General features: G+C 70.9%; 30 protein-coding genes. 8 read left to right on the top strand and 22 right to left on the bottom strand.

Annotation, left to right across the window (positions count from 1 at the left end; genetic code table 11):
- Positions 1-56: 56 nt before the first annotated feature.
- From mscL to ACZ6CZ_RS07850, 6 genes are all read right to left on the bottom strand, one after another.
- Complete coding sequence (mscL, locus tag ACZ6CZ_RS07875; protein WP_469016289.1) at positions 57-500, bottom strand: large conductance mechanosensitive channel protein MscL; 444 nt, start codon at positions 498-500, stop codon at positions 57-59.
- A gap of 151 nt (positions 501-651) precedes the next feature.
- Positions 652-1,164: a hypothetical protein gene (locus ACZ6CZ_RS07870; protein ID WP_469016286.1), complete on the bottom strand. Its 513-nt coding sequence runs from the start codon at positions 1,162-1,164 to the stop codon at positions 652-654.
- Positions 1,165-1,345: 181 nt separating this feature from the next.
- The gene (locus tag ACZ6CZ_RS07865) at positions 1,346-1,693 is read right to left on the bottom strand and encodes a zf-HC2 domain-containing protein (protein WP_469016284.1); all 348 of its coding nucleotides are present in this window, start codon (positions 1,691-1,693) and stop codon (positions 1,346-1,348) included.
- 219 nt (positions 1,694-1,912) lie between these two features.
- Positions 1,913-2,608 carry a response regulator transcription factor gene (locus ACZ6CZ_RS07860; RefSeq protein ID WP_469016281.1) on the bottom strand — a complete coding sequence of 232 codons (696 nt, stop codon included), beginning with the start codon at positions 2,606-2,608 and terminating at the stop codon, positions 1,913-1,915.
- Positions 2,605-3,831, bottom strand: coding sequence for a sensor histidine kinase (locus tag ACZ6CZ_RS07855; protein WP_469016279.1), 1,227 nt, complete (start codon positions 3,829-3,831; stop codon positions 2,605-2,607). The genes ACZ6CZ_RS07860 and ACZ6CZ_RS07855 overlap by 4 nt, the downstream gene beginning before the upstream one ends.
- A 357-nt stretch (positions 3,832-4,188) precedes the next feature.
- The gene (locus tag ACZ6CZ_RS07850) at positions 4,189-4,449 is read right to left on the bottom strand and encodes a hypothetical protein (protein WP_469016277.1); all 261 of its coding nucleotides are present in this window, start codon (positions 4,447-4,449) and stop codon (positions 4,189-4,191) included.
- Between ACZ6CZ_RS07850 and ACZ6CZ_RS07845 the strand changes: the two genes are divergently transcribed.
- Positions 4,448-5,188: an SDR family NAD(P)-dependent oxidoreductase gene (locus tag ACZ6CZ_RS07845; protein WP_469016274.1), complete on the top strand. Its 741-nt coding sequence runs from the start codon at positions 4,448-4,450 to the stop codon at positions 5,186-5,188. The two genes, ACZ6CZ_RS07850 and ACZ6CZ_RS07845, sit on opposite strands and share 2 nt — an antisense overlap.
- A gap of 368 nt (positions 5,189-5,556) precedes the next feature.
- On the opposite strand, the gene ACZ6CZ_RS07840 is transcribed toward ACZ6CZ_RS07845, so the two are convergent.
- Together ACZ6CZ_RS07840 and ACZ6CZ_RS07835 are read right to left on the bottom strand one after the other, a co-directional pair.
- The gene (locus ACZ6CZ_RS07840; RefSeq protein ID WP_469016272.1) at positions 5,557-6,126 is read right to left on the bottom strand and encodes a peptidylprolyl isomerase; all 570 of its coding nucleotides are present in this window, start codon (positions 6,124-6,126) and stop codon (positions 5,557-5,559) included.
- A 400-nt stretch (positions 6,127-6,526) separates the two neighbouring features.
- The gene (locus ACZ6CZ_RS07835) at positions 6,527-7,393 is read right to left on the bottom strand and encodes a helix-turn-helix transcriptional regulator (protein WP_469016269.1); all 867 of its coding nucleotides are present in this window, start codon (positions 7,391-7,393) and stop codon (positions 6,527-6,529) included.
- 114 nt (positions 7,394-7,507) lie between these two features.
- On the opposite strand from ACZ6CZ_RS07835, the gene ACZ6CZ_RS07830 reads away from it, so the two are divergent.
- Complete coding sequence (locus tag ACZ6CZ_RS07830) at positions 7,508-8,206, top strand: SDR family NAD(P)-dependent oxidoreductase (RefSeq protein WP_469016267.1); 699 nt, start codon at positions 7,508-7,510, stop codon at positions 8,204-8,206.
- A 171-nt stretch (positions 8,207-8,377) separates the two neighbouring features.
- Here ACZ6CZ_RS07830 and ACZ6CZ_RS07825 read toward each other — a convergent pair whose 3' ends face one another.
- Complete coding sequence (locus tag ACZ6CZ_RS07825; RefSeq protein WP_469016265.1) at positions 8,378-8,854, bottom strand: SRPBCC family protein; 477 nt, start codon at positions 8,852-8,854, stop codon at positions 8,378-8,380.
- A gap of 456 nt (positions 8,855-9,310) precedes the next feature.
- Between ACZ6CZ_RS07825 and hsaA the strand changes: the two genes are divergently transcribed.
- Complete coding sequence (gene hsaA / locus ACZ6CZ_RS07820) at positions 9,311-10,477, top strand: 3-hydroxy-9,10-secoandrosta-1,3,5(10)-triene-9,17-dione monooxygenase oxygenase subunit (protein ID WP_469016262.1); 1,167 nt, start codon at positions 9,311-9,313, stop codon at positions 10,475-10,477.
- Positions 10,478-10,564: 87 nt separating this feature from the next.
- Here the strand turns inward: hsaA and ACZ6CZ_RS07815 are convergent, their stop codons facing one another.
- Positions 10,565-11,377 carry a maleylpyruvate isomerase family mycothiol-dependent enzyme gene (locus ACZ6CZ_RS07815; RefSeq protein WP_469016260.1) on the bottom strand — a complete coding sequence of 271 codons (813 nt, stop codon included), beginning with the start codon at positions 11,375-11,377 and terminating at the stop codon, positions 10,565-10,567.
- 255 nt (positions 11,378-11,632) lie between these two features.
- Positions 11,633-12,211, bottom strand: coding sequence for a PASTA domain-containing protein (locus tag ACZ6CZ_RS07810; protein ID WP_469016258.1), 579 nt, complete (start codon positions 12,209-12,211; stop codon positions 11,633-11,635).
- Between the two features lie 151 nt (positions 12,212-12,362).
- Here ACZ6CZ_RS07810 and ACZ6CZ_RS07805 point away from each other — a divergent pair, with 151 nt between their 5' ends.
- Positions 12,363-13,079, top strand: a complete 717-nt coding sequence (locus ACZ6CZ_RS07805; protein WP_469016256.1) for an AfsR/SARP family transcriptional regulator — start codon at positions 12,363-12,365, stop codon at positions 13,077-13,079.
- 390 nt (positions 13,080-13,469) lie between these two features.
- A complete protein-coding gene (locus ACZ6CZ_RS07800; RefSeq protein ID WP_469016254.1) occupies positions 13,470-14,783 on the top strand; it encodes a hypothetical protein in 1,314 nt (437 codons plus the stop codon).
- On the opposite strand, the gene ACZ6CZ_RS07795 is transcribed toward ACZ6CZ_RS07800, so the two are convergent.
- Together ACZ6CZ_RS07795 and ACZ6CZ_RS07790 are read right to left on the bottom strand one after the other, a co-directional pair.
- The gene (locus ACZ6CZ_RS07795) at positions 14,767-16,551 is read right to left on the bottom strand and encodes an asparagine synthase-related protein (protein ID WP_469016253.1); all 1,785 of its coding nucleotides are present in this window, start codon (positions 16,549-16,551) and stop codon (positions 14,767-14,769) included. The genes ACZ6CZ_RS07800 and ACZ6CZ_RS07795 overlap by 17 nt on opposite strands.
- A 1-nt stretch (position 16,552) precedes the next feature.
- Complete coding sequence (locus tag ACZ6CZ_RS07790; protein ID WP_469016251.1) at positions 16,553-17,176, bottom strand: lasso peptide biosynthesis B2 protein; 624 nt, start codon at positions 17,174-17,176, stop codon at positions 16,553-16,555.
- 415 nt (positions 17,177-17,591) lie between these two features.
- Here ACZ6CZ_RS07790 and ACZ6CZ_RS07785 point away from each other — a divergent pair, with 415 nt between their 5' ends.
- Positions 17,592-18,470: a DUF6424 family protein gene (locus tag ACZ6CZ_RS07785; protein ID WP_469016248.1), complete on the top strand. Its 879-nt coding sequence runs from the start codon at positions 17,592-17,594 to the stop codon at positions 18,468-18,470.
- Between the two features lie 208 nt (positions 18,471-18,678).
- Positions 18,679-19,695, top strand: coding sequence for a hypothetical protein (locus tag ACZ6CZ_RS07780; RefSeq protein ID WP_469016246.1), 1,017 nt, complete (start codon positions 18,679-18,681; stop codon positions 19,693-19,695).
- A gap of 7 nt (positions 19,696-19,702) precedes the next feature.
- Here the strand turns inward: ACZ6CZ_RS07780 and ACZ6CZ_RS07775 are convergent, their stop codons facing one another.
- From ACZ6CZ_RS07775 to ACZ6CZ_RS07755, 5 genes are all read right to left on the bottom strand, one after another.
- On the bottom strand, positions 19,703-20,389 hold the full coding sequence (locus ACZ6CZ_RS07775; protein WP_469016243.1) for a peptidoglycan DD-metalloendopeptidase family protein: 687 nt from the start codon (positions 20,387-20,389) through the stop codon (positions 19,703-19,705).
- Between the two features lie 447 nt (positions 20,390-20,836).
- Positions 20,837-21,562: a dienelactone hydrolase family protein gene (locus tag ACZ6CZ_RS07770; protein WP_469016241.1), complete on the bottom strand. Its 726-nt coding sequence runs from the start codon at positions 21,560-21,562 to the stop codon at positions 20,837-20,839.
- A 233-nt stretch (positions 21,563-21,795) separates the two neighbouring features.
- A complete protein-coding gene (locus tag ACZ6CZ_RS07765) occupies positions 21,796-21,939 on the bottom strand; it encodes a hypothetical protein (RefSeq protein ID WP_469016238.1) in 144 nt (47 codons plus the stop codon).
- Entirely contained in the window at positions 21,936-22,451 is a 516-nt protein-coding gene (locus ACZ6CZ_RS07760; protein ID WP_469016235.1) for an NUDIX hydrolase, read from the bottom strand. Before ACZ6CZ_RS07760 ends, ACZ6CZ_RS07765 begins: the two co-directional genes overlap by 4 nt.
- Positions 22,452-22,648: 197 nt before the next feature.
- Positions 22,649-23,380, bottom strand: coding sequence for an alpha/beta hydrolase (locus tag ACZ6CZ_RS07755; protein WP_469016233.1), 732 nt, complete (start codon positions 23,378-23,380; stop codon positions 22,649-22,651).
- Between the two features lie 152 nt (positions 23,381-23,532).
- Between ACZ6CZ_RS07755 and ACZ6CZ_RS07750 the strand changes: the two genes are divergently transcribed.
- Complete coding sequence (locus ACZ6CZ_RS07750; RefSeq protein WP_469016230.1) at positions 23,533-23,931, top strand: winged helix-turn-helix transcriptional regulator; 399 nt, start codon at positions 23,533-23,535, stop codon at positions 23,929-23,931.
- Between the two features lie 60 nt (positions 23,932-23,991).
- Here the strand turns inward: ACZ6CZ_RS07750 and ACZ6CZ_RS07745 are convergent, their stop codons facing one another.
- From ACZ6CZ_RS07745 to ACZ6CZ_RS07730, 4 genes are all read right to left on the bottom strand, one after another.
- Positions 23,992-24,246, bottom strand: a complete 255-nt coding sequence (locus ACZ6CZ_RS07745; RefSeq protein WP_469016228.1) for a DoxX family protein — start codon at positions 24,244-24,246, stop codon at positions 23,992-23,994.
- Positions 24,216-24,344: a hypothetical protein gene (locus ACZ6CZ_RS07740; RefSeq protein ID WP_469016225.1), complete on the bottom strand. Its 129-nt coding sequence runs from the start codon at positions 24,342-24,344 to the stop codon at positions 24,216-24,218. Before ACZ6CZ_RS07740 ends, ACZ6CZ_RS07745 begins: the two co-directional genes overlap by 31 nt.
- A 212-nt stretch (positions 24,345-24,556) precedes the next feature.
- Positions 24,557-25,987, bottom strand: coding sequence for a sulfatase family protein (locus ACZ6CZ_RS07735; RefSeq protein ID WP_469016223.1), 1,431 nt, complete (start codon positions 25,985-25,987; stop codon positions 24,557-24,559).
- A gap of 294 nt (positions 25,988-26,281) precedes the next feature.
- Positions 26,282-26,377 (bottom strand): putative leader peptide, encoded by a 96-nt coding sequence (locus tag ACZ6CZ_RS07730; protein WP_469016220.1) that lies wholly within the window; start codon positions 26,375-26,377, stop codon positions 26,282-26,284.
- Positions 26,378-26,528 lie beyond the last annotated feature (151 nt).

Below are 26,528 nucleotides of genomic sequence, written 5' to 3'. Positions count from 1 at the left end.
ACCGTCATGGGAGCGCTCCCACCACCGCCGACCCAGGTTGGGTCATGGAGACCGGGTCACCCGGCGCGCTGGGTGGTCTCTCCGGCCTGCGCGGGTACGGCGGGCAGGGCGACGGTGCAGGAGGCGCAGCGTCGGGCCTGGGCGGGTACGGGGCTGAGGCATTCGGGGCAGTCCCGCTTGGGGGCCTGGACGTCTTGGTGCGGGGCAAGGCGTTCGTGGAGCTTGTTGATCGGGAGCACGACCAGGAAGTACAGGGCGCTGGCGACGAGGAGGAAGCTGATCGCCGCGTTGACGAAGGCACCGTAGGGGAACTTGATGGCGCCCGCGGTGAAGGTCTTGTGCCTCATGTCGCCGGTGGCGCCGGTGGCCAGCCCGACGAGTGGCGTGAGGAAGGCGCTGACGAAGCCGTTCACCACGGCGGTGAACGCTGCCCCGATGACGATGCCGACGGCCAGGTCGACCACGTTGCCGCGCAGGATGAAGCTGCGGAAGCCTTTCACCTTCTCACTCCTCAGAGGCTTTTGACGTCGACGGGCGGCACCGAAGGCGCGGTCAGCCCATCCCTTCGCCTCGGATGCCCTGCCACCTCTCACCCATGCCGGTTCCGCCGCGATCACGTACCGCTGCATACCCAGGCGCTGAGCGCTGGGGTCAGTCGCCGGCGAGTATCGGGCCGGCGGGGGCAGAGCGTGTCTGGTGAGTGTGGGGGCACGGCATGCCGGAAGTGGTGGGAATGCGCATCCGGCGCAGGAGATCACGGGTGATGCGCTTGCGCAGCGTGCTGCGCCAGGTCAGTCCCGGGTGGCGGGACCGCAGGTGTGACAGCGCCCGGGTGCCCAGGCCGGTGTTGTGGAAGCGCTCGTCGATGACGACGGTGGTGATGACACCCTGGGCGCAGTCAGTGCAGATCCGGTACCGGACCTGGCCGACGACCTGGCGGGTGTGCACGAGGAGCAGGCATTCGTCGCCCGGGCCGGGGTGGTCCGGGATGTGCGTGGACAGGAAATCGATTGCCCGGTAGGCGAGGACACGGCGGCGCAGGCGGCCGGCGCGGCGGCCCCGGCCCGCGTGCTTGGCGCTGTTGTGACCGGGCGGTGATGTCTCGGCCGTGGAGGCCTGGCCGATGAGACTGCTGCCGTGGGGACGCGCATGTTGTCCGTGCATGACGCTCAGGTGCCCGGACAGCCGACGGATACCCGTTCCAGCGCTCGGCATCGACGTCGCACCCGACCCCGGCGGCCGGTGGCGACACCCCGCACGTCTTCACAGGGCCGGGCCCGCCGGCCAAGTCCCCCTCGCACCTCGCCCTGATCCGCCCGGGCGGATCAGGGCGCTTCCTCGTCGCTCACCTGACGCAGGCGAGCCGGCTCACCCATTGGGTCAGCGTGAGCGAGGTGGCCTGAGTTCCTCGGGCCGGGGTGTGCCGGTGGCGTGGGTGCCGTGAGGCATGGCGGCGCCCGGCCGGACCGGGCAGGCAGGACGAATGCCCCTGGTCCGGGTCGTACGCCAGGGCCTCGTGGAGCAGGGACAGGTGTGCGGGCACGGCCGCGAGGCAGTGATGCTCTTCCCGGCTGTGAGGACAGGCCGCCAGGTGGGCTCGGACCGTGCTCGCCCCGTCGGGGTCCAGGACAGCGGGCGCGTGTCCTTGGAGCAGTTCGCCGATACCGCGGCAGTTCTGGGAGGGAGTGAGCATGGCGGGTCCCTTTCGTGCAGGGGTGAGGATCGTTCCGTCAACGGCGCCGGCGTACGGCGGGTGCACCGCTACGACAGCTCCGCTGCATGACCTCACCATCGCCCGGGAGCGGCCCCTCGCGCGTCGTCCCCCTGCAGCGATTCCCGGGTACCACGACCGTGGTACCCGGCAGGCCTGCCTACAACGACGCCGGACCCGGTTGCGCGGCCACGCGGGCCTTCACCCGGTCACCGAGGCCTGAGTGGTGTTCGTCGCCGGGCTGACCAGGCCGCACTGGTAGGCGATGACCACGAGCTGGGCCCGGTCGCGGGCGGCCAATTTGGTCATGGTCCGGTTGACGTGGGTCTTGGCCGTCAGCGGGCTGATGAACAGGCGCTCGGCGATCTCCTCGTTCGACAGTCCCAGCGCGACGAGCCCCAGGACATCGCGTTCCCGTGGCGTCAGGCATCCCAGCCGCTCGTGCACGGCTGCCGTGAACGGTTCCGGCTGTGCCAGGAACCGCCTGATCAGCCCGCGGGTCGCCGAAGGGGAGAGCAGGGCATCACCTGCGGCGACCGTGCGGACGGCGTCGAGCAGTTCCTCCGGCCTGGCGCCCTTGCCGAGGAAGCCGCTCGCACCTGCCCGCAGTGCCTCCGCGACGTACTCGTCGTCCTCGAAGGTGGTCAGGATCAGAACCTTCACCGCCGCAAGGTCCTCCGCCTCGCCGATCAGCCGCGTGGCGACCAGGCCGTCCACCTCAGGCATGCGGATGTCCATCAGGATCACATCCGGTTGCCGCGTCCGCGCCGACTCGACCGCCTCGCGGCCGTTGGACGCCTCGCCCACGGTCTCCATGTCCTCGGCGGAATCGAACAGCATCCTGAAGGTGCCCCGCAGCAGGGCCTGGTCATCGGCGAGCAGTACGCGGATCGTCATGCCCATCTCTCCTCGGTGTTCCGCCCCAACGGAGCCACGATTGCCGCCCCCGGCCGCAGTGGCAGCTCGGCGGTCACGGTGAATCCCCCGCCGGGGCGCACCCCGGCCTCCAGCTTTCCCCCGATGCTGGCCGCACGCTCACGCATCCCGATCAGTCCATGGCCGGTCCCGGGGTGTGCCTCGTGCGGTCCGGCGCGCCCGTCGTCCTCGACCGTGATCGTCAGCCACTGGGGCCGGTAGTGCAGGCAGAGGCGGGCGTGGTCGGCCCCGGCGTGCTTGCGTACATTCGTCAGGGCCTCCTGCAGGATGCGGTACGCCGCCAGGTCCACCGCCGGCGCCAGCGGCTCGGCCGTGCCGTGCCGGGTGTGCCTGACGGACAGACCGGCCCGCTCGAAGGACGCCAGAAGCTCCGGTACCTGCGCCAGGCCCGGCATCGGATCCCTCGGCGCTTCCGGATCGTCGGACTGCCGCAAGAGGCCGACGGTCACCCGGAGCTCCTCCAGAGCGGACTGGCTGGCGTCCCGGATGCCCTCCAGAGCGGTGACCAACTGCCCCGGCCGCCGCTCCCCCAGATGAACGGCGACACCGGCCTGCGCGTTGATCAACGCAATGTGGTGCGCCACCACGTCGTGCAACTCCCGTGCGATCCGGACCCGCTCGGCCGCCACCCGCTGCCGTGCCTCCTGCTCACGGGTCAGCTCCGCGTGCTCCGCGCGTTCCTCCACGGCCACCACGTACGCGCGACGTGAGCGCACCCCGTCCCCCACGGCGGCGGGCAGGGCCGTCCAGGCCAGCATCGCCGCGTTGTCCGGGGCGAGCCATGAGCCGGGGCCGAACGCCATGGCTGCCCCGATCAGCAGGGCGGCCGAGGCCGACGCCACCATGCAGGCGGTCCGCCGGTCGGTCCGGGCGGCCACGGTGTAGACGGACACGATGACCGGGCTCGTCACCAGGGGACTCTCCCGAACCCCGAGTACCTGGAAGAGCACCCCGCAGGCGACCGCGGTGACCAGTACGCCGAACAGGTGGCGATGACGCCACAGCAACGCGAAACAGCCGACCGCCGCCACCATCACCGCAGGCCACCGGAACGAAACCCGGTGCTCGTGCGGGATCACCGAGGCGGCCATGACCGACAGCACGAACAGCACAACCGGCCCCAGCACATCCAGCCTGCCGACCGGGGCGCCCGCTCCCCGCCGCCAACCGTTGATCACTGCCATGTCACCACCGTAGGGTCGCCGCCCGAACGCCGCTGGTCCGTCATCGCGGGTCACGACTGACGAGGCGGACAGGTCCCCGGACACGACAGCCCGCACAGGTTGGAGGCGAGCCACGTGGTACGACGCCGCAGTCGGCGAGCGGATCCGCCAGCCGGACGCCGGTCCAGCGGGCGTTGTCCACGACGGACCCTGAGAGGGCGCGGATTGGCCCGGGCCCCCATCGAGTGGAGTTGAGGACACCCGGGGAACCGACGGCCGTGCCCTGCGCCCCGCTGTCGGCCACCGCCGACACCGCCCCGCCCAGCACCACCGCGCCTGCCGCAGCGAAAAGACCGACGCTTCTGAACGCGCGAGACTTCATGCTTTGCTCTTTTCCTGATGGGTTCCGGCAGACCGAACCTGCCGCCCCGCCGCCTGACGCGGCGGACACAGGTGATCCGCGTTGCCCGGACATCCGGATTGCCGGAGTGCGCGGATGTCACTCGAAAAGAGCAAGGACGTCAGATGACTGCGGGCAGGGCCACGAACGGTGACTCCGCTGCCGCCCTGCTGGTGAGCGAACGCCAGGTCGGCTTCCCGCCGGATTGCCGCGCCGGTGTTAGCGATGCTCAGCGTCATGAACCGACTTGAAGGAAGAACGGCCTTGATCACGGGCGGCAGCCGGGGCATCGGTGCCGCTGTGGCGCTCCGGATGGCCGAAGAAGGTGCCGACGTCGTCCTGACCTATGAGAAGAGCGCGGAACGCGCCGGCCAGGTGGTGGAGCAGATCAAGGACGGAGGGCGCCGGGCACTGGCCATCCAGGCCGACAGCGCCGTCCCTGAGGCACTCACCGCCGCGGTGGACGAGGCCGCCGCGACGTTCGGCAGACTCGACGTCCTGATCAACAACGCCGGCGTCTTCCTCGTCGGCCCACTCGAAGATCTGGGATCGGCAGAGATCGATCGCACCCTGGCGGTGAACGTGCGGGCGCCGTACGCGGCGTCCCAGGCGGCCGTGCGTCATATGGGCCGGGGCGGCCGCATCATCAGTATCGGCAGCAATGTCGCCGAGCGTGCGGTCTTCCCCGGACTGGCGCTCTACTCGATGAGCAAGACGGCACTGGCCGGGATGACGAAAGGCCTGGCTCGAGAACTCGGTCCGCGTGGCATCACCGTCAATCTGGTGCATCCCGGCCCCACCGACACGGAAACCAACCCCGCTGACGGGCCGAACGCCGAGGTGATCGCCGGCTTCACCGCTGTGGGCCGCTACGCGGAAGCGACGGAGATCGCGGCCACCGTCGCCCACCTGGCAAGTGCGGACGGCGCCTACATCACCGGGGCCGCGTTCCATGTCGACGGCGGCTTCACCGCCTGACCCGCGAACGCTCTCGGCTCGCGCCTGCCGCTCGGGCTGTTGTCGAGCCGATTGCGGTCCGCGACGACCTGTCTGCTCACGCCGCAGAACACCTCGGCACCGATCGCGGCCTCCTCGCCGTCGACGAGACCGGCTTTCCGCGACTGCCGCACATCCGGAACGACTGGACATCGCCGCGCACGCATCGCGAATAAGGACGCTCGTGCGGGACGACCTCGCCGGTACGCCGGGCCCGCCACGACCGCTTCTTCTTCCTCCAGCCGGGCGCGCGGTCGTATCAGAAGGAACATCGTCGGGGGACGGCGTGGCCGGGGCGTATCACCGTGGGGCCAGACACGCTGGACCCACGGTGACCGCACCACGGTTCATCAGGGCCGGCAGGACGGCCGGACGCTGAGCAGCTCGGTCCGCAGCACGGGGGTGCCGTCGACGGGCGCCGGGTCCTCCGGCGTTGGCTCGATACCACCAGCGGCGATCTTGTCGAGGGTCTTCAGTCCGGCGGCACCGACGGTGCCGAACACGGTGTAGTTGGGTCGCAGCGCCGAGTCGCCGTAGACGACGAAGAACTGCGAACCGTTCGTGTTCGGCCCGGCGTTGGCCATCGCCAGCAGACCGCGCCCGTAAAGGCGGCGGACGCCGGTCGGATCGCTCGGTGCCGGCGGCAGGTCCACCGGCAGCTCGTCCTTGTACTCGTACCCCGGCCCACCCTCGCCCGTGCCCGTCGGGTCGCCGCACTGGAGGACCTTCAGCGTCGGATACGCCGTCAGCCGATGGCACACCGTACGGTCGTAGAACCGGTGCCGCGCCAGGTGCACGAAGCTCTGGACCGTGCACGGCGCCTTCGCCCGGTCCAGACTCAGCGGGAGCGGGCCCTGGCTGGTCCGGACAGCCGTACCGACCGTGCCGTGACTGGGGGTGTGCCGCGGGTCGGGCGGCAAGGAAACCCGCCGCGCCGCCGGCTCGTCCGGGGTCTGGGTGTACTGACAGGGACCGTGCGTGGTTCGCGGCGGGGCGTCGTCAGCGGAAGCGGTGGTGCTGCCCCCGGACACGACCAACGCTGCTGTCGCCCATGCGGTCATGAGACCTCGGTTCATCCTGCACACCCTCCAGAAGATCGCCGGCTTTCGAGCGGTCGCAGCCTAGAGCGCGGCCCGGCGGGCGAGAACCCGCCCGCAAGCCAAATCCACCTGCCATCCTTCGGCCCCCCGGCCGCGGGCCACTTCGTTCTGCTGTACGAGGCCTTCCCCGGGCCCGCCGTCCGCCCGATCACCCACCGCCACGTCCAACGCCTCTGTCAGCGCTTCCGAGGCGGCGCGGTAGTCGCGCGGGCAGGGCGGATCAGTGGTGCGTGGTGGCCGGTGGGCCGGCGATGGCGGTGAGCCGGAGTTTCGTCTCGTCCTCGCTGCCCGGTACGGCCGTCATGATGACGATCTTGAGCTCGGAGTCGCCGTCGGTCAGGACGTCGCAGTCCACCGTGACGGGGCCCACCGACGGGTGGTGGATCGTCTTGTGGTCCTCGCGGTGCGCGGCCACCTCTCCGGTGGCCCACAGCTCGGCGAACCTCGTGTTGCCCGCCTTCAGATCGCGGATCAGCGTGGCCAGGCGGCCGTCCCTGGGAAAGCGGCCGGTGGCGCGGCGCAGGTCGGACACGACGGCGGCGTCGGTGGCGTCGCGGTCCGCCTCGGTCACCGGCCACAGCGCGAGCCGGGCGGGGCCGGCGTCCACCGGGAACCTGTCGCGGGCGAAGTTCCGCAGCCGCGGTGGCGAGGCGTTGGGGTCGCCCAGCAGGGCGGCCCACCCGTGGTTGCACCACACCAGTTGCCAGTCCGCGGCGAACACGGCGACCACCACGTCCCCGAGGCGGGCGAGGACCCGCTGCATGCCCGGCGGAAGATGGTCGGAGATCACGCCGCTCGCCGGTGGCACGAGCTGCGCCAGCAGGTACAGGTGGTCCCGTTCGGCGGCGGACAGCTGCAGGGCGCGTGCCAGGGATGCCACCACCGACGCCGAGGGTGTCGTGGCCCGCCCCTGCTCCAGGCGCACGACGTAGTCGACCGATACGCCGGCCAGGTCAGCCAGTTCTTCGCGCCGCAGGCCGGCCGCCCGGCGCCCGCGGGCCACCGGCAACCCGGCGGCCGACGGCGGCAGCCGGTCCCGCCATGTGCGGATCATCGCGCCCAGTTCCGTCCCGGATGTCCCCGACATGACGTCCATCCTCCTGCATCCCCGGTCGTGCACGGGGACGCGAGGGTGGTACTGCTCTTCCTACCGTCGAAGTGTCCCTGGCCCGCATCCCTCATCGGGATCAGAATCGACCGCATGACGATCACCTTCATCACCGGAGCCAACAAGGGGCTCGGTCGCGAGACCGCCCGCCGCCTGATCGAGCACGGCCACACCGTGCTCGTCGGAGCCCGCAACCGGGAACAGGGCGAGGAGGCCGCTGCCGCGCTCGGCGCACGCTACGTCCCCATCGACGTGACCGACGACGCCTCCGTGGCCGCCGCCGCCGCGGACGTCGCCGCACACGAAGGCAGGATCGACGTCCTGATCAACAACGCCGGTGTGGCTGGGCCCGCCGGCGATCCCAGCGGCCTCACCGCCGATGACGCGCGCGCCGTCCTCGATGTCAACGTCATCGGCGTCGTCCGCACCACCACCGCGTTCCTGCCGCTCCTGCGCCGCTCGGACGACCCCGTGATCGTCAACGTGAGCAGCGGCATGGGTTCCCTCGCCCTCACCCACGACCCGGACCGACCCGAATCGCACGTCGTCGCGCCGCTGTACACCTCCTCCAAGGCGGCACTGACGATGTTGACCACGCAGTACGCCAAGGGGCTCGAAGGCATCCGCGTCAACGCCGCCGACCCCGGCTACACCGCGACCGACCTCAACGGGCACAGCGGCCCCCAGACCGTCACCGAGGGCACGGACGCGATCGTCCAGCTCGCCACCGAGAAGCCCGGCGCAGGCACCGGCCGATTCGTCTCCCGCCACGGTGAGATCGCCTGGTCCTGACACCGGCTGTGCCGGACCAGCCGTCCGGGCGACGAGGACGTCACGAGGTCTCCCGGCGTCCGGGCTGCCCCAGAGCGCAGTCCGCACAGAGCAGACGCCCGTGACGGTGGCGGCCCCGCGCGGCGTGGGAACGCAGTGCGGGACCACCCAGCCCGGCCGTCCTCCTCGGTGTCAGACTTCGGCCGCGCGCTTGATCTCCGCCAACGTCCGGGACATCCCGTGCTCGAGTTCTTCGGCGTGCGAGAGCTCGCCGCCCAGGGCGAAACGGGCGAAGACCCGGCTGAGCAGGGTCAGCTTCGCGACGACAGGGCGGCGGTGGACGAGCCGGGTGCCGTCGGAGGCGGATTCCAGTTCGAAGATCCACCGGGCTCCGCTGGTCGTTGTCTCCCAGGAGAGGCAGCTGCCCGGCTCCACCTCCACGACGACATTGCGCGTCGGCCAGAGCACGGCCTTACGGCGGTTGATACCGATGTACCACTGGCCGGCCCTCAGCCCGCCCGGCTTCAGCGGCAGCATCGCCTGGAGTTCAGGGCTGCGCCGAGGCCACGCGCGGACGTCCGTGAGCACCCGCCACACCGTGTCCGGTGCTGCGGCGATCCAGACTTCGGCGCGCAGTTCCCGGTCGGCTGCCGGTTGGATCAGGGACATATGGCCGCTCCCATTCCTTTTATCAGGTTTCTTGCTGCCGGATCCGGCCCGGACGGTTCATCCTCGGCGCATGAGCCGCCTCGGCGCATGCGCCGCTGTACGGAGCGCAGCCCGCGCCCGCAGGAGGGGGGGCTGGGCCGGGCCCACAGTGTCCGGTCGCAGCGGTGTCTGGACGGGGCGCGGGTGGAGCTGCGGCCCTGGCACCGGTCGGGTCGCCGTGACTGGACGCCGACCGCCCGCGGTCCGAACAGACTCGCGTGTGCCCCCCACCCCGCCGGATGGTCGCCGCCGCGTGCTGATGACCGGCGAGGTGCGGCGTCGGGGCGGCGCGGGCTGCGACGCCCCGGAGCGGTGTTTGCCGTGCGGTGCCGTACGGGATGGATGAGGGCGTTGCCCGGCGCGCGGCAGAGCCCATGATGTCGCTCGCCGGCCCCATCGCGGAGATGAGGTGCTGACGTGATCACATTCGATGTGCTCGGTGCCGTGCGGGATCTGGCGCCGGCCGTGCGCGAACGAGCGGCTGAGACCGAGAGCCTGCGCAGGCTTCCTGACGCCACGGTGAAGCAGCTCGCGGATGCCGGCGCCTTCCGTCTCACCCAGCCAGTGTCCTACGGCGGCCTTGCCGCTGACCCGGCTGTGTTCTACGAGGTCCTGCGCCTGCTCGGTGCTGCCTGCGGCTCGACGGGCTGGTGCTGCGGTGTGTTCGGGGTGAACGCCTGGATGGTCGCCCAGTACGACCCGGCTGCGCAGGAAGACGTCTGGGGCAGCAACGACAGCGCGCTCGTCTGCTCGGCCCAGGCCCCCGCCGGCAGGGCTGTGCCCGCCGACGGGGGATTCAAGGTCAGCGGCCGCTGGGGCTTCGCGTCCGGCTGCGACCACGCCGACTGGGCATTGCTCGGTGCCATGGCCGGTGAGGACGGCGGTCCGCTGACGCCGTACTACCTGCTGGTGCCTCGCGCCGACTACCGGATCGACGCGGTCTGGGACGCGGTCGGCCTGCGGGGCACGGGCAGTCACGACATCGTCGTCACGAACGCTTTCGTCCCCTCCCACCGGTGTCTTGCCGTGCAGGCGATGGCGTCCTTGCAGCGGCCGGGACATGTCGCGCACCGTGAGCCGCTTTACCGGCTGCCGATGGGGTCGGTGCTCACCACCTCTGTCTCCGTCCCCATGGTGGGCATGGCAGAAGCGGCGTACGACAGCCACCTCACCCGCTGCCGGGAGCGCGTCGGCCTCTCCGGGAGGCGGGGCACGGCGCAGGACGGCTTTCTGCACGTCCGGCTGGGACGCGCTGCCAGTGAGATCGACGCCGCCTGGCTGCAGTTGCAGCGCAACATGGCGGACCTGTACGCGTACGCGCTGCGTGCCGGGACGCCGCCCATGGCGCTGCGCACGCGGCTGCGCCGTGACCAGGTGCGCGCAACGGAACGCGTCGTCAAGGCGGTCGACTTGCTCATGAACCACGCCGGTGGCAGTGCGATGCGCGCCGGCGACGACGTCGTGCAGCGGGCCTGGCGCGACCTCCACACAGGACGCGGACACATCGCCAACGACCCGGACCGCTCACTGGCCGTCTTCGGCCGCGAAGCCCTGGGCCTGCCCGCGGACGATCTCATGCTGTGACCCGGACACCTGCCGCATCCCCCGCCACGAAGGGTGCCGGCCCTGCCTGCGGGATGTGCTGCCCGGGCGGGACCGGGCAAGCGTCCGTCATGGTGCGGTGAACAGTGCGGGGAATCCTGGCGCGAGCCAAGGCTTGCGCCCCCAGGCGAGGACCTTGCCGCGGGCGATGGCACCGGTGGCACCGCGCCTGCCCAGTGCGAGCAGGAAGAACGTGATCGGCTCGATCATGATCGTGCAGTCGGGACGGCGCGGGGGCTCGGCGTGCACGGCCACCGCGCCGTTGGTGAACGTCACTGTGAGCCGAGAGAGGCCGCGCACCCTCAGCTCGTAACAGGCACTGTGCCCGTCAGCCGCTCGTGCATCGACGACGCGGGGCATCGCAGTGACCAGAAACGGCATCGCCAGATCGACCCTGTCACGGTCGATCATGTGTCGTTGGCCCAGTGCCACCGCGATGTCATAGCCGTGCCCAAGCATGTGGGTCAGCAGGTAGGAGCCGAGGGTTCCCAAGTCCATGGGCCCCAGAGGTGTCACCGTCGGTGTGTCCGCCGACCGCAGGCCGGCCGCCTCGGTGAATGCCCGCGCATGCCGGACGATGCCGCCCGCCAGGACGGAGGTGTCGCGTTCGGGGAAGGAAACCAGCGAAGCGGCGTTGGCCGCCGCAAGTGACCCTGGTGTGCCGTCGCCGTACACCCGCTCACGCCCTGCGGCAACGGCAGCCATCAACTCGTTGGCCAGGACCAGGTGCGCCGCGGCCTCTCCAACTGTCCACTCGGCACCAGGAATGGGGACCGTGGCATCTCTACACGACCGGAGCAACCCGGCTATCTCCTCGGCTACGGCACAAATGGCTGCAGGCAGCCGCGATCGCGTGGCAGCCTCACGGTGAGGGGCGGTCATAGAGGTGAAGGGTGGACCAAGCCTTCGTATCTGTCCATCTGTCCCGGCACACCGAACGACCTGGGAGACAGTAGGGATGAGGGCACTGGCAGCTCGTCAGGCCCTGTGAAGGGGAGCCCCGCCTGGCCCTCACACGTGCCACCCGTCCGGATTGTTCAGTCGGAGGACGGTGTGGTCCGCGAGGGTCCAGGTGCGCGGGCGGGTCGAAGGCGCCCGGCGCCGGCAGCGGCAGTTGTGTCGTCAACCAGTGACGCTTCAACCGCTGGGCACCGTCGGAGGCCGGGGGAACGTGACCTTCACCGACGTACCTCTGGGAACGGTCGCTCCTTGGGCGGGGTCCTGGCGGGCGATGGCGGCCGGTGGCGCGGACGGTCCCGAGTCCGGTGCCAGCTCGAGCTTCAGCGTGGTCCGGCCCAGCTTCACGGCGGCCTGGTCCTTGGTGCACTCGACCAGGTCGGGCACCACTTCCTCACCGCCGAACGCTGCGCTGAGCACATCCTTGCGGGCATCCTCGGCGCCCTTGCCGGAGAAGTAGAAGGCCACCGCCGACCCGACAGCCGCGGCGAGCGCTCCGATCAGTGTGCTGCGCAGGTTGGTGTCCCGTACCGCGAAGGCCACCGCGCAGAACACCATCAGGCCGAGGACGAGTGCCATGGCCACCCAACTGCGGACGATGCTGCTCGCGGACGCCGTGCGGCTGGGCACCGCGCGCCGGGCGAGGACCAGGAGGATCCCGATGGCCACGACGGCGGACAGCAGGATGCACAGCAGGACCTGGACGTGCCCCCACGAGATGGTCGCCGGATCGTTCGCCTGCAACCGCAGAGCGCCCATGGTTCCGTCCTCCCACCAGCGATCCGGAGGCCAGACCGTGCCTCCGTGGACTGCCCCCGTTGTCGAGTCTGCTCGCCGGTCGATGGATCCACAAACCGCGGAGTTGCACCGCCCGGCCGCACCGGCCGAGACTGATGTCGAGAGGCTCACGGTGTCTTCCCTTGCCGAACTGCGACTGCTCGGCCACTTCCGGTTGGAAAACCAAGCCGAGCCCGTCGAGCTGTGCCGCAACGGGCAGCGTCTGCTGGCATTCGTCGCGTTGCGCGGACACGTGTCCCGTACGGTCCTCGCCGGGACGCTGTGGCCCGAGGTCACCGAGGAGCACGCCAGAGGGAGCCTGCGCACCACCCTGTGGAAGCTTCCGCGTGGTGCGCAGCCGCTGCTCCGGTGCTCCGGGGACTCGCTCGTGATCGCCGACGCCCTGCACGTCGACGTGCACGCCTTCGTCGAGACGGCACTCGATGTCGTCCAGCGCTGCGGGCCGCCGGCCACCACCGGGCTCCCGCAGGGACTGCTGCCGGGAGAGGACCTGCTGCCGGGCTGGGACGAGGAATGGGTGCGGCTGGAGCGCGAACGCCTGCGGCAGTTGCGGCTCCACGCCCTCGACACGCTGGCCGAGGCGCTCGTGAGCGAGGGCAGGCCGGCGCTGGCCCTGGAGGCGGCCTGGGAGAGCGTGCGGACGGAACCGCTCCGGGAGAGCGCGCACCGGGCCGCGGTTTCCGCGCACCTCGCGGAAGGCAATCTCAACGAAGCGGTACGTCACTACCGCTCGTTCCGGCGGTTGTTGCGCGACGAGCTGGGGGTGGAGCCCTCCCCCCGATTCGCCCGGATGCTGGCCCGCCACGGGTGGCGCTCCCCTGAGGGGTGACGCCGGATTGACACGGGGCTGACGGCACGTCCGTAGTCTCGACATGCCGATCCTGAAACCGCATGGCACCGACCCCCGAACTGCCGATCGTCTGCGTCCGGCGCTACGCCGGTGACGCCGCCGGCATCGACAAAGGTGGTGACCGACATGGCCCCCTGGGGCTGATGCGCACCGCCGTCCGCACGGCTACTGAGGTCCGTCTTCGGCGATCATCGTGTGACCGGCGGAGCGCTGGTGAACCGCGCGCGCCGGAAGGTCCCTCGTCCGGGGGCGTCCGATGGCGCCCCCGTGGATCACCACGGACGATGATGACGAACCCTCGGCACGGCAGCGGATCCCCGCGGCCGCGCCGCACACGCGTGTCCCGGCGCGGGCATCAGGAGGTGACCGGTGCGGACTCCCCCCAAGCCGCACAACAGCTTGCGGCCGAAAGTGGTCAGGCCCTCGCTGAACTCCCGGCGGGCCAGGCTGAGCGTGGCAGGGATCCTGCTGGTCCTCCTCGGGACGACGGGGCTGCTGGGCTGGTTCGGTCTCGGCAACTTCGCCCATGCCCTGACCTTCCCCGGCCGCCTCACCGGTGCCGTCCTCATCACGGTCGCCCTCACCACGCTCCTGGCTGCCTTCGCGGTCCTGGACCACTGGGTGGGGCACACCTTCGAGTACTCCGGCCTCGTCGCACTGATCGGTGCGTTCCTGGCGCTGCTGACCGACGCCCTGCTCATGCTCAGGACGCTGAAGAACGGCGATCTGATGCTCTACCCGGCGCTGTTGGGCGCACTCGCGGCGGGGGCGGCCTGGGCTCTGTTCGTCGTGTGGCGGACGTCGGTCACGATCCCCGCCCCGAAGCGGGTGGCGGCCGCGCTGCTGGTCTCCTCGGTCCTCACCGTCGCGAATTTCAGCTACCAGAACCTCTATCTGCCGTACCGGCGTGAGGCCAGGCCTCTCATCACGTTGTCCGTGGGCAAGGCTGTGCTGAACAAGGAGCGCAAGGCGTTCGCCATCTCCGTTGACATCACGCTCCAGAACCACGCCGACGTGGGGTTCTATGTGCTCGGCACGGAAGTCCACGCCATGGGGGAACGGGTGCCGCTGAGCTCCAAGGACCGCCTTCGCGAGCAGTGGCGAAAGGACGCCGAGCAGTTCGCCAGCTTCACGGGAGAAATGAACCCGCTCTCCCGCAGGGAGATTCACCAGCCTGGCGAGTTGGTCGAGGCGAAACCCTGGATGGCGGCCGGACACTGGATCGAACCGAGCGACTCCTTCGCCACGCGCATGGTGGTGGAACTGCCCATGGACACCCAGTACGACCAGGTGGCCTTCTATGCCTCCGCGAGCCTTGCGCGCAAGGACCAGATGTCGCTGGAGTCACCGCTCAAATTCGTCAAAACCTCCTGGGGTGGTGGCGACGTCCCGAAATGGGTGAAGGACCAACAGAAGAACGGCTTCGACTCCCTCCTCTTCACTGCCCCGCTGCACGAGAACAACGCGATCGACGAGAACACCACGGGGCCGCGCCTGGTCAACGTCTACTGGACGTTCGGCGCACACGGTGCGATTCTGCAGTCGAGCATCACGCGCAAGGACGGGGATGACAGCAGGTTGTCAGGGGAGGACCAACGGGAGCTGGTGAGCCGGTACGGTCTCGTCGATCTCGTCGCCGGTCCCGTCGAGCGGATCCTGTGGGACATCAAGAGCCAGCGCTGAGCCCCTCCAGCCAGGCCACCAGCGCGAGCGAGCTGTTCATCCGGTCCCAGGCGTACGCGTCCCCCGTGCCGAGCTGCGCCTCCCGCACGGCCTGGCACAGCGTCTCGACGTCGAACATCTCCGAGGTCAGCGGATGCCGGGCGGAGCGGCACAGGGCGATGAGTTCCTCGGCGTGTCTGCGCAGGCCACGTGCGTAGAGGTCGTCGAAGGGGACCTTGACCGCCCTGCCGCGGATCGCGGTCGGCAGCAGGTCCGCCAGGGCCTCGCGAAGAACCGCTTTCGGACGGCCCGGCCGGAACGTGGCCGCGGCGGGGAGGCGGCTCATCGTGGCGATGACCTCGGGGTCGAGGAAGGGGTGCGCGAGGAAGAATCCGTCCTGGCCGGCCCGGTGCCAGGACAGCGGATCGGGGGCGGTGAGGTAGTTGGCCGCGTCGTACAGCGACCGTTCCGGTCTGCTCCCGTAGACGAAGCGGCTTTCCGCGATGCGGGCCTCCCGGAACCCGTGAGCCCGGGCGAAACCGGGCCGCAGCCATCGGGGGCGGGCGAAGGTGCCGAGTCCGCCCAGCACCGTCGCGCCACGGGACAGTGTGGTGATCCGTTCGACCGTGAGCGGGAGGGTCGGCTGCACCACATAGGCCTGGACGACGTCCCGCAGGCCCCGTTCGCTCCCCACTGTCCAGGCGCGTGCCTGCCGGGTCATCTGCCGGAGCCGGCCCGTGCGGGCGAGTCGGTGCAGGTGGAACGGATTGGCGTCGGCGACCGGATCTGCCCCGCACCCGGTCAGGAGGGTGTCGCAGCCGAGTTCCGCGGCCGCACCGTGCAGTCTGCTCCAGAACGGGGCGCGGAACGCGTGCGCATGAGGTTCGTCCGCGTCTCCCGCGTGGTACCGGAAGTCGTCGAAGTCGGCCACGTCGTCGGCGTCGACGATCACCGGGCGGGCCGCTGGGGCGTGCCGGCGGATCTCCGCCAGCGCGAGGTCCAGGTACGGCCGCTCCGCGGCCAGCTCCCCCTGCGAGAAGCGCCCGGAGAGCAGGACGAGCTCCTGGGGGCGGCCGGACCCGGACCCCGGTGCCAGAAGACGCGCGGCGAGCAGCGCGACACCCGTGGAGTCGGTGCCGCCCGAGACATGGCATGCCGTCCTCGTGCCCATACGGCGCCCGACGGCCTTCTCCAGCGCTTGGCGCAGGTCCCGCGCGGCCTCGTCGAGGCGGGGCCGGTCGGCTGTCGACGCGGGCGCGTCGGTGGCGGGACGGGCGCGGCGCGGCGTACGACCGCGCAGCCGCCCGGTGAGGGACAGCTCCACCACCTCACCGCCGAGGACGCGGTGCACGCCCGTGAAGGGGGTGAGGTCCGTGTGCGGTTGCGCCATGTTCCCGGTGAGGTACCGGCAGAAGTAGCGGGGGTCCAGTCCGTCGGCACTGCCCAGGGCCCGGGCGGACGTGCTCACGGCGTTCACGCGGCCCTCGGACACCCTGAAGAACAGGGGGATGCGTGCCTGCTCGTCGCGGGTCAGGAGAACGCGGTCGCGGTACACCAGTACGGCCGCGTAGTCGCCGGCCGGTGACGGCAGGGCCGCTCCCTGCCGGCCGTAGGCGTCGACAAGGGCGTGTGCGCCTGCCGTCCGGTCGCGGGCCGAGCCCACCCAGCCGACGACGGCAGCCGTGCCGGCCGGCGAGGAGAGCGTCGTCACGAGTCCCTGACGCGCCATGGCGTCGTCGACCCGGAGCCTCGGAGCGCCGCCCGCCCACTCGAGGCGGAGGGCGTCCATGTCACCGTCCCCCGCCGTCGATCGAGAGCACCGGGTCGAAGGCGTGTCCTCGCGGATCGGCGTCCGGGATGCACAGACCGCCCGAGACCGTCCAGGCGTGCAGGGCGAACGGGTGCTCGCGCACACCGATGTGGAGTACGGCCTCCAGACCTGACCGGCGCAGCAGCACGAAGGCCGTCACCGCCTCGGACTTGCAGTCGCCGTCCACCAGCCAGCTGCCGCGGCTGTGTGCCTCCACCGCTCGCTTCAGCCGTCGGATCTGCTCCGCCGAGGGCACGTCCGCGCGGGCGTACTGCGGGGCGGCCAGGGACAGCAGCCGCAGGACCCGCCCGAGGCCCGCGGTGCGGATCAGCAGGTGCACTCCGCGCAGCCAGGGTCCGACACGGGCGTGGGCATGCTGCTTGCCGCGGCCCCGGGCGCAGCCTGCACGCTGGAGGAGGGTGACGAGCTCGGCGCGTACCTCGGGGGTTCCTTCAGCGAACGTACGGAGGTCCGCCGTCGTCATCGCGAAGAAACGCGTCCGTTTCCAGTCCGCGATCAGCGCTCCGTCGGACATCCCGTGGACACGGCAGTGCGGTGACAGAAGCCTCGCCATGGCCGCCATGGCATCGGTGTCCTCTGTCACCGCACTTCCTCCAACGTTCAACCGTGAACGAGGTCAAGACAGATACCCGTGACCGTCGTAGAGTCCGCCGCTGAAGCCCCGGATCAGACGGCCGTTGCCGAGAAGGACCAGCCGGTGCGGCTGACGACGCCGCAGAAATCGGAGAAACATCGTCCACCTCCAGATAAGGCGGAGCCGGATCAACTTCAGGCTACTCCGCCTGGAATGCCCCGCAACCGGGCTGCCGAGACCGATCGGGCGGGCTTCCGCGATCGCCCGCCGCACCGGACCACACACCGTCAACAACGTGTGCACGCAAGCGCTTTGCTCACGATCACGGCTGTCCGCCGGGTCGCGGCCGGCCGGTCGGCGGCGCACGCTGGATGCAGGGGGGATTCCGCCCCGCGAGCAGGAGGCCGAGCCGAGGAGGTCAGCCATGGGTCACCCCGAATTCCGACTGGGCGGCACCGAATCGGAGACCCATCCGTGGAGGATCCGCCTCGTCGAGCACCCGAAGCGCTTCGAATCGTCACACTTCCGGGCTGCCAAAGCGACAGCCCACAAGATCCTGCACGCCATGGACGATGCCGACCTGCCGTACGGGCCGAGACCCGTGGCCGGGCAGCAGGAGGCCGAGAACTCCGAGCGCTGGGAGATGCACCATGGCGGAAGCCTGTGGGTCAAGGGGGCCCGCGACTGGCTCATGTACCGCGCCCGGGTGGGCATCGAGTGGAGCATGCAGTTCTGCGCCGACCCCGCGAAGGTGGACCGGCTCCGTCAGGAGGCCGCCGAACTGGTCGACGCCTTCCCGCTCACGTTGCCCGCGCTGGCGGACCTCGGCTACGAGCGCGCCGAGGACCTGCTGCGTACGCCGATCAAGGACGCCGACGGCGTGGAGGCGTGGACCGACTCCCTGTTCAACTCCTGCGTGCCCCTGAGCCACGGCAACCACCAGGGCATCCTTCCGAGTGTGCCCGGTGAACACCACTACCCCTGGCCGGTGAAGGGCGCGGACTTCGTCCGGTACGACGACTTCCAGCTCTGGGTGACCCTGCCCGACGGCACCCATGGCGCCGTCGCGCCGGTGGACCGCCGCGGTTCCGGTGACGGGCACGTCCGCCTGGCCTTCGTCCCGGAGGGAAGCGCCGCCGCCCCCGCCGTCGCCGAGGCCCAGGACCGGGGGCTGATGGCCGTCCTCCCGGCGAACAGCGACGTGGCCCTGCAGGCCTTCGCCCAGCAGGTCGCCCCCGGCCGGCGCACCGCGGCCGGCCCGCTGTCGCCTCGCGCACGGCGCACCGGCCGGAGCTCCGGCTAGTGCTGTGGCCGGAAAGGTTCGCCGGTGAACCTTTCCGGCCGCAGCACCAGCTAGCGCGCGACGCCCCGGGCGATCGCCGGGCCGATGCCGGTCGCCCGGGGCCGCAGGAAGGTGCCGTGCACCGCCGGCGACGCCACCCGGCGGCCAGGGCCTGTCGTGCGACGCCTCCCCCACACTGCCGCTCACTGCCTGACACGAAGGACATGCCATGCCCTGGGGACTGCGGGAACCGGTCGGCTTGACGAACGAGGGCACCCAGTGCCCCAACCATGCCACCGATCAGCAACAGGTCGCCGAACTCCTCGACGCGGTCGGACTGCCGGCCGGCGGCACTTCGCTGGACACCCTCCCACCCATCGGGGACGGGAACGCCTCGAACGAGCTGTGTGAGGCCATCCGGAACTTCCAGACGGTCCAGGACGGCCTCGTCGCGGACGCCCGGGTGGATGTGGGCGCGGGTACCTGGAACCGCCTGATGGAGCTGGTCCATCCGGCCGGTGCCCCCGCCGGAGCGGCCGTCCCGCTGCTGCTCGCCGTTTCGGACTTCGAGGTCTTCGAGCTGCCGGAGAGCGCCGCGCCCTTCCCCTCCCTGACCTACACCCTTCGCGGGCAGGTCGCGGAGTGGGACGGCCCCGGCATCCACATGGAACTCTGGGTGAACGGGCCCCTGAAGGTCACCTGGAGCCGCGAGGCCTACAACCTGGGCTGCGAGGTGTCCCCCGACTTCAAGGCCCTGGACGAGGCCGTGGCCTCCGGCAGCGCCCGGGCCATCGGCGGAGTCGCGCTGGATCAGCTCTGCTCCCGGTTGCGCACGGAGTCCAGGGACGCGATCGGTTCCCTGTTCGCGGCCGTCAGTGTCAGCACGGGCCTGGACGGCACACCCCGGATCGGCGGCACCCTCGGCGACGAGACCGCCTTCCTGCGCGTCGAGTTCGAGCCGGTGGAACGTACGGTGATCTACACCGGGAGCGTGCCCGTCTTCAGATCCCAGCCCGTGACGGCCGGCGAGGCGCAGGTGTCCGGCGACCTCCAGGTGCAATTGCGGATCAGGACCGGCCAGGAGGACGAGACCGCGAGTGTGGCGGCCGCCGTGGCCGTCCTGGCGATCGGCGCCGTCCTGCTCGCTCCCACAGCCGCGTGGGTGGGCGGCGCGCTCGTGTCGGGAGTCGGAACCGGCGTCAAGGAGATCCTGGTCCGCGTCCCGCTCAGAGGGCTGGTCCAGTAGCACTCCCTCACCAACTCGGCTTCGCCACGTCGCCGTACGCCCAGCTGGAGCCCTTCGACATCTCGAAGTGCAGATGCGGGCCGGTGGAGTTGCCCGTGGTGCCGACCTTGCCGAGCTGCTGCCCGGCAGCGACCCGCTGGCCCGCCCTCACCTGGCGTTCCGAGAGGTGACAGTACGTGTAGACGTGACCGTTGTCCGCGGCCAGCCCGATCCACTGGCCGTACGCGCCGCCACTGCCGTTCGACCAGGCGATCTTTCCGCCGCGCACGGCGACCACGGGGGCACCGGACCCGGCGGCGAAGTCCTGACCGGTGTGCCGGCCGACACCGTCGGGCTTCCACGCGTAGTTGCCGCGCTGGAAGAACCCGAACGTGACCTTGTGGCCGGGCACGGGTGACGGCACACGTCCCTCGCCGCGTCGCGCAGGGGTGTGCGCCCCGACACCCTTGCAGTCCACCGTGAAGCCGGTGAGGCGGCCGAGGGTGGTCAGCGAAGCAGGGCCCGGGACGCCGTCGGCGTCGGATCCCTTGAAGCCCTGCGCGAGTTGTTCGGCACGGTAGGCGGCCCGGGTCTGCTCCCCGAAGAGGCCGGTGGCTCCGTCGGGGATCTTGCGACCCCGCTTGATCAGGGCCTTCTGGACGGTGCGTACGTCCTCGTTCCGCTTCCCCAACTGCACGTTGGCCAGGGCGACCATGGCGGTTCTCCCCACTGTGATGACCCGGGCCGTTTCCGGGCTGCGCGGATCGGCCGGTCCTTCGCCTGGTTCAAAAGTACGGAAGCGGTGTCAGCGCTGCGTCATTCCGCCGTCATCGCCGGGCGCGGGACGCCCAGGCGGAGTTGCACGGCGTGAGCAGGCGGCCGACCATGGTGGCAGAACGTCTCGTCGGAGCATCGCGGCACCCCACGGAAGCCGCACCGGGCGTCGCGAGCGCGGTTCACGTGCCGTCGATGGGACCGAGAGCCCTACGGAGGCGCACCGGCGCGGCAGGCGGCCCGACCTGCACTCCGGGCACGGCGATGCCGGCGCCCTCTTCCAAGACCGGTCCCGACTTCCGCGGACGGCTGATCAACGTGTACGACGGCGAACCAAGTCCCGGGCGACCGGTTGATTCGCGGTCCGGGATCGTGGTTGCCGACCAGATCACTCCGTGATGGGCAGGCACTCGGCGAGCAGGTCGACGACGTCCCGCCAGGCTCGCCGCGCGTGCTGAGGGTGAAATCCGACCCCTGGAAGGACGATGTGGTCGACCGGCGGGTGATGGAAGGCGTGCAAGGCGCCGCCGTAGACCACGAGGCGCCAGTCGACGCCCGCGGCCTGCATCTCGGCGGCGAAGGCGTCCCGTTGCGCGGGCGGCATGATCGGGTCCTCCGACCCGACCGCGGCCCACACCGGGCAGCGAATGCGCGCCGTCTCGCCCGGTCGGCCCGTGATCAGTCCGTTGACCGTCGCGATCGCGCGAAGGTCGACGCCGTCGCGCCCGAGTTCCAGCGCGATGGCGCCTCCGGTGCCGTAGCCGACGGCGGCGATCCGGTCCGGATCGGTCCGCGGCTCGGCGCGGAGCACGTCGAGCGCCGCGTGGCCGATGCCTCGCATCCGGTCGGGGTCAGCGAGCAGCGGCATGCAGCGGGCCAGCATCTCCTCAGGGTCGCCCAGATAGCGCCCGCCGTGGAGGTCGAAGGCCAGCGCCACGTACCCAAGCTCGGCGAGCGCATCGGCCCGGCGGCGCTCGACGTCGCTGAGCCCCATGCCCTCCGGTCCGAGCAGCACCGCCGGCCGGCGGTCGACACCGGCCGGGAGCGCGAGGTGCCCGATCATCGTCAAACCGTCCGCCTGGTACTCGACCGTACGCGTCGTGATCGCCGTCATGAGCCTGGACTGTAGTGATCGTCAAGCCGGGTCGGGCCGGTGTTCTGCCGCTGGCAGAAGGCAAGTCCCCCGTCGTGGGCCTGATGGCCGGAACGTTACTGGCCTGGCCGGGTGGCTGGCCCACTCGGCGGGCCGGTGCGGCGCACTCGTCGTCGCCGTGGCCGTCTGCTGCGCCACCACCCTCGTGTCCGCGCTGTCCGGGAACCTCCGGTGCCCGGGTGCACGGCCGCTGCTCAGCCGGCCGGGTCCGTCCGCCCGGCCGGCGCCGCGAGCAGTTCGTGTGCGCCGTCGGCGGCGAGGACGACCTCGTGGACCAGGTCTGGCCAGTTCGTCCGCCCGGTCCGGGATCGTGTCGAGCCAGGGCGGTAGTCGGTCACCTCTCCCCCGCCGCCTTCGCCGTGAGCGCGGCCGACCGGTCCGGGCGCGCGTCCCGGCACGTGTCCCGGTACGTGTCGAGGATCGGGCGTTCCGGCGCGATGACGTCGGCGGGCAGGTCGTCGATGTCGAAGAACGCGGCTTCGGTGTTCTCGACCCGGTCGAGGACCACGGTGGCGCCGGCCGGCAAGGAGGTGACGTAGGCCGCGGTGACGTTGTGGACCTCGTCGCCGTTCGGGTAGCGGTAGAAGTACTGCGGCCCGCCGGAGAACAGGCCGAGCAGCACGAGTTCGCCGACGACGAGTCCCGTCTCCTCCAGCACCTCTCTGCGGGCGGTGTCCTCGAAGGACTCGCCGGGGTCCATCAGCCCACCAGGCAGCCCCCACCCGCCCGTGTCTGCACGGGCCAGCAGCAACACCCTGCCCAGGTCGTCCGTCACGACCACCGACGAACCCGGGAAGATGACGGGCCGGTGACCCACCAGGGCGCGCAGTTCAGCCACGTAGTCGTTCATCCGTCGTCCCTTCGGCGGTCGTCGGACCGCGGCTGTCGCTGAAGCCGTCAACACGGTACTAACGGCCGGCCGAGCAAAGACGGCACACGGGCGAATTGCGCGAAGGGGCAGGGCAAGGGTCCCAAGTCCCCCACCACGGACGAGTAGCCCTGCTCACGGCCGGGGCTGCCCCGGCACGGTGATCATTGATCCGGATGCTACCGAAGGGTGCATTCGAGCAGCAGTTCGCTCAAATCCGCCGGCATGGTGATCATGCAGTCGTGTCCGGTCGGCAGTTCCCGTATCCGTGCTGGGGAGCCGTTGGGCTGGGTAGCGGGGACGGGCCGCCGCACGATGCCTTCCGGCCCCGCGCCGACGCAGTGGATGTGCGTGCGCGGAACGGAGCCCACGGCAGGGTTGTCCAGCCGGACCGGTTGCCGCAGGCAGCGCACCGGATGGTCGGAGAGCGTCGCACGCAGCCATGCGACGTCCGCCGGGTCGGTGACTCCGAACAGGCCGAGGGGCGGAGGCATCTCGGGCAGCGGCGGGATGCGCCAGCCGCTGCCGGACTTGGCGGCGAGGTCGATCAGGTTCTGGGTCATGGGCTGCACGTCGACGGCGGTCTCGCCGTGCTCCGGGACCATCGCGTCGAGGTACACCAGGTGCGCGATGCGTTCCGCTACCTCGTTGGCCACGGAGGAGATGACCAGCCCCGCATAGCTGTGACCCACGAGCACCACCTCGGCCAGGTCCTCCTCGTGGATCAGCTCGACGACGTCCACGACGTGCGTGTCCAGCCCCACCTCGGGACCGAGCAGGTGTGCCTTGTCGCCGTAGCCGGTCAGTGAGGGCGTGTACACGCGGTGTCCGGCCGACTCCAGCAGCGGGACCACCCGCTCCCAGCACCGGCCGTCGTGCCAGGCGCCGTGCACCAGCAGAAAAGTCGACATGAGGTTTGTCCTTCTCGAGGTGTGGAGGCGCGCGGGCCTTATGGTTCCTGTCTGTGCCTCGGTACTCTTCGGGAACCGAGATCATCGTGCTGCACCTGCCGCACCGCGATCAATAAGGCACATTTCGGTGCCCCGGTTCTCTGGAGGTAACCATGAGCGGCACCGTGGGCGGCGAGTCGCGGCCGGCAGGGCCGGGGGACCCGTGCAAGGCCCGTGAAGTGCTCGGCATCGTCGGCGACAAGTGGTCGCTGCTGGTCGTGCGTCACCTCAGCCAGGGGCCGCGCCGCTTCACCGAACTCAAGCGGGCCGTCGACGGGATCAGCCAGCGTATGCTCACCGTCACCCTGCGCGGCCTGGAACGCGACGGCATCCTCACACGGACCGTCCGCAATGTCATGCCGCCGCACGTCAGTTACGAACTCACTCCGATGGGCAGGACCCTCCGCGAAGCCGCCGCACCCCTGTTGGAGTGGAGCATCACGCACCTGACGCACATCGACGCCGCCCGCGCCGAGTACGACGCCCGCCCCGACACCTCGCCGCCCGCCTGACCCCAGCCCGGCTGTACTCAAGCTCGTCGAAGTCGCGCAGGAACGCCGCCGCGTGGTCGCTCAGGCGGCGAAGTGGCCCACGGCGATGAAGGCCGCCAGCAGGAGGTGGACCGAGTTCACCATCACGAGCTTGAACTGGCCGGGGCGGCCATGGGTGATCATCGCGCCGACCATCAGAAGGATCCGGCACAGGGCGGTCACCGGCACCATGACCGGTGCGATGTCCAGCGCGGCGGGCAGGATCAGGCCGACCGCGGCCAGCAGTTCGAGGATTCCGAGAGCCTTCACCAAGCCGGCGCCGGCCTCTTCGTCCACTCGCCGCCGTGCTGCGCGGCCAGCTTCTCCTTGGGGATGAACGTCTTGGAGATGCCGCCGAGCAGGGCCACGGCGGCCGGCAGTCGATGTGCGGCCACCGTTTTGAGCACCTGGGACGGTACGTCGCCGCCGGCGCCCGGCACATCGTCGTCCGGTTCGGTGCCCCGGACCTGCGCTCCCAGCGCGACCAGCTCGAACGAATCGCGGACCTGATCCCCACCGTCCAGGCGGCGGCGGACCGTGCCTCCACCCCGGCAAGCCCCGCCCGACGACTCCCCGTCGGGCCGGGCCGGCCGGGCTTTGGAGCGCGTCAGGTGGCGGGATACGGGAGCAGCTCCGCGTTCACCCTCTCCCACGCGGCCTTCAACTCGGCCAGCACCGTGGGCTCTTCGGCCGCCCGGTCGGCCTGCTCCCGCAGGTCGCGGGACAGGTCGAAGAGCTGGTCGGTGCCGCCCTTGCCGCGGTAGTACTTCCACGTGCCGCGGCGCACCGCCCGCTCACCCCGCACCCGCCAGAACAGTTCCCGCTCCGGCACGGCCTCACCGCGCAGCAGGTAGCCGGCCAGACTCACCCCGTCCAGCGGGTGGCCGGCGTCGGGCCGGGCACCGGCCAGCTCCAGCAGGGTCGCGGTCCAGTCGGGCGAGAAGACCGGCACGTGACTGACCTGCCCGCCCTTCAGCCGTGCGGGCCAGCGCACGACGGACGGCACCCGGATGCCGCCCTCCTGGAGGGAGGACTTCGCTCCGGACAGGGGCCACTGGTAGGAGAATCGCTCGCCGCCGTTGTCCGAGCCGAAGAACACCAGGGTGTCCTCCTCCTGTCCCGACTCCTTCAGCGCCTTGAGGACCTGCCCGACCGAGCGGTCGAGGTCCTGGACCATCTCCGTGTACTTCTCGACGGAACCGCCGTCGGTGTGCAGCAGCGCCTGCATGCCCTTCCCGGCCTTGATGCGGCGTACGATCTCGGCGCTCTCCGCCGTGTCGCCGTCGGCGATCCACGGCCAGTGCGGGGTCGTGAAGTTGAGGTTGAGCAGCCACGGCCGACCGTGGTCCCGCCGCACGTACTCGCTCGCCCGCTCGGTGAGGATCCGCGTGTAGTAGCGCAGGTCCTTGTACTCGGCGTCCCCCTCGTACAGGTCGTACTCGCCGCCGAGTCCGAGCTTGGAGTAGTACTCCAGCGCGCCGCCGAAGTTGCCGAAGAACTCGTCCCAGCCCGACTTGGTGGGCGAGTAGTCGGGCAGGTAGCCGCAGTGCCACTTGCCGATCAGCGCAGTCGCGTATCCGGCGCCCTTGAGCAGCGAGGCCAGGGTCGGGTGGGTCGGCTCCAGTCCGTCGGACCTGTCGGCTATGGGCTCGGCCAGGCCGCCCTTCGTACGCCCCGGATAGCGTCCCGTGTACAGGCTGAAGCGCGTCGGGGAGCATGTCGCGGAGCCGGAGTAGGCGTCCGTGAAACGCACGCCCTGCCGGGCCAGCCGGTCCAGGTTCGGGGTCTCGATGTGGGGCGCGCCGTAGCAGGACAGATCAGCCCATCCCAGGTCGTCGCCCAGGATGAACAGGATGTTGGGCCGTCGCGTGTGCCGGCCCGTCGTGGCCCGGAACGGCTGCTCCTGGTACGGGCGGGCGGACTGCGCGTGCGCCGGGGCGGCCGGCAGCCCCACCGCGGCGGTGGCGGCTCCGGCGCCCAGTGCGCCGCCGAAGGCCCGCCGTGACAGGGCGGATCGGTCGTTCGAAGAGGGAGACATGACGGCAACTCCTCAGCGCGGGCGGCGTCGGCCGTCACGCACGGCGCGACGGCGGCCGGCCCGCGCGGGATCGGCGGGAACGGAGAGAACGGGACGGACAGCAGGACGCGGCGACGAGCCGGTGCGAGGAACCGGCACGCGGCGGACGTCGAGGTGCGACGCGGACGAGCGTCCGGAAGCGGGCCCGGCGAACGCGGGGAAGCAAGCGCCGCCGATGTCAGGAAGCAGCCCCGGCGGGCGCCGGGAAACGGCGGCCCGTTGGACGGGCGGCGACAGGTCCGGACGGACGAGGGCCTAGAAAGCGCGGCAACAGATGGCGCTCGCCACACGGCCGAGGTCGACGTGGCGGCGCCGCACGAGCGTGGTACCGGGGCCACTGGCGAGCTGCATGATCGCGTAGCCTGCCGAAGCCGGGTCACACGTGTCAACGGCGGTCCACAGTACGGACCGCCGAGCCATGCGAAGACACCGTTCGCGGTGACGTACCCGGGAGGCGGACCAGGGCTGACGGCCGGGGCTGGGCCTGTGGCGGCCGATGGCG

It is taken from the genome of Streptomyces sp. NPDC041135 (genome assembly GCF_055592085.1).
This window is presented reverse-complemented; position numbering and strand designations above follow the sequence as displayed.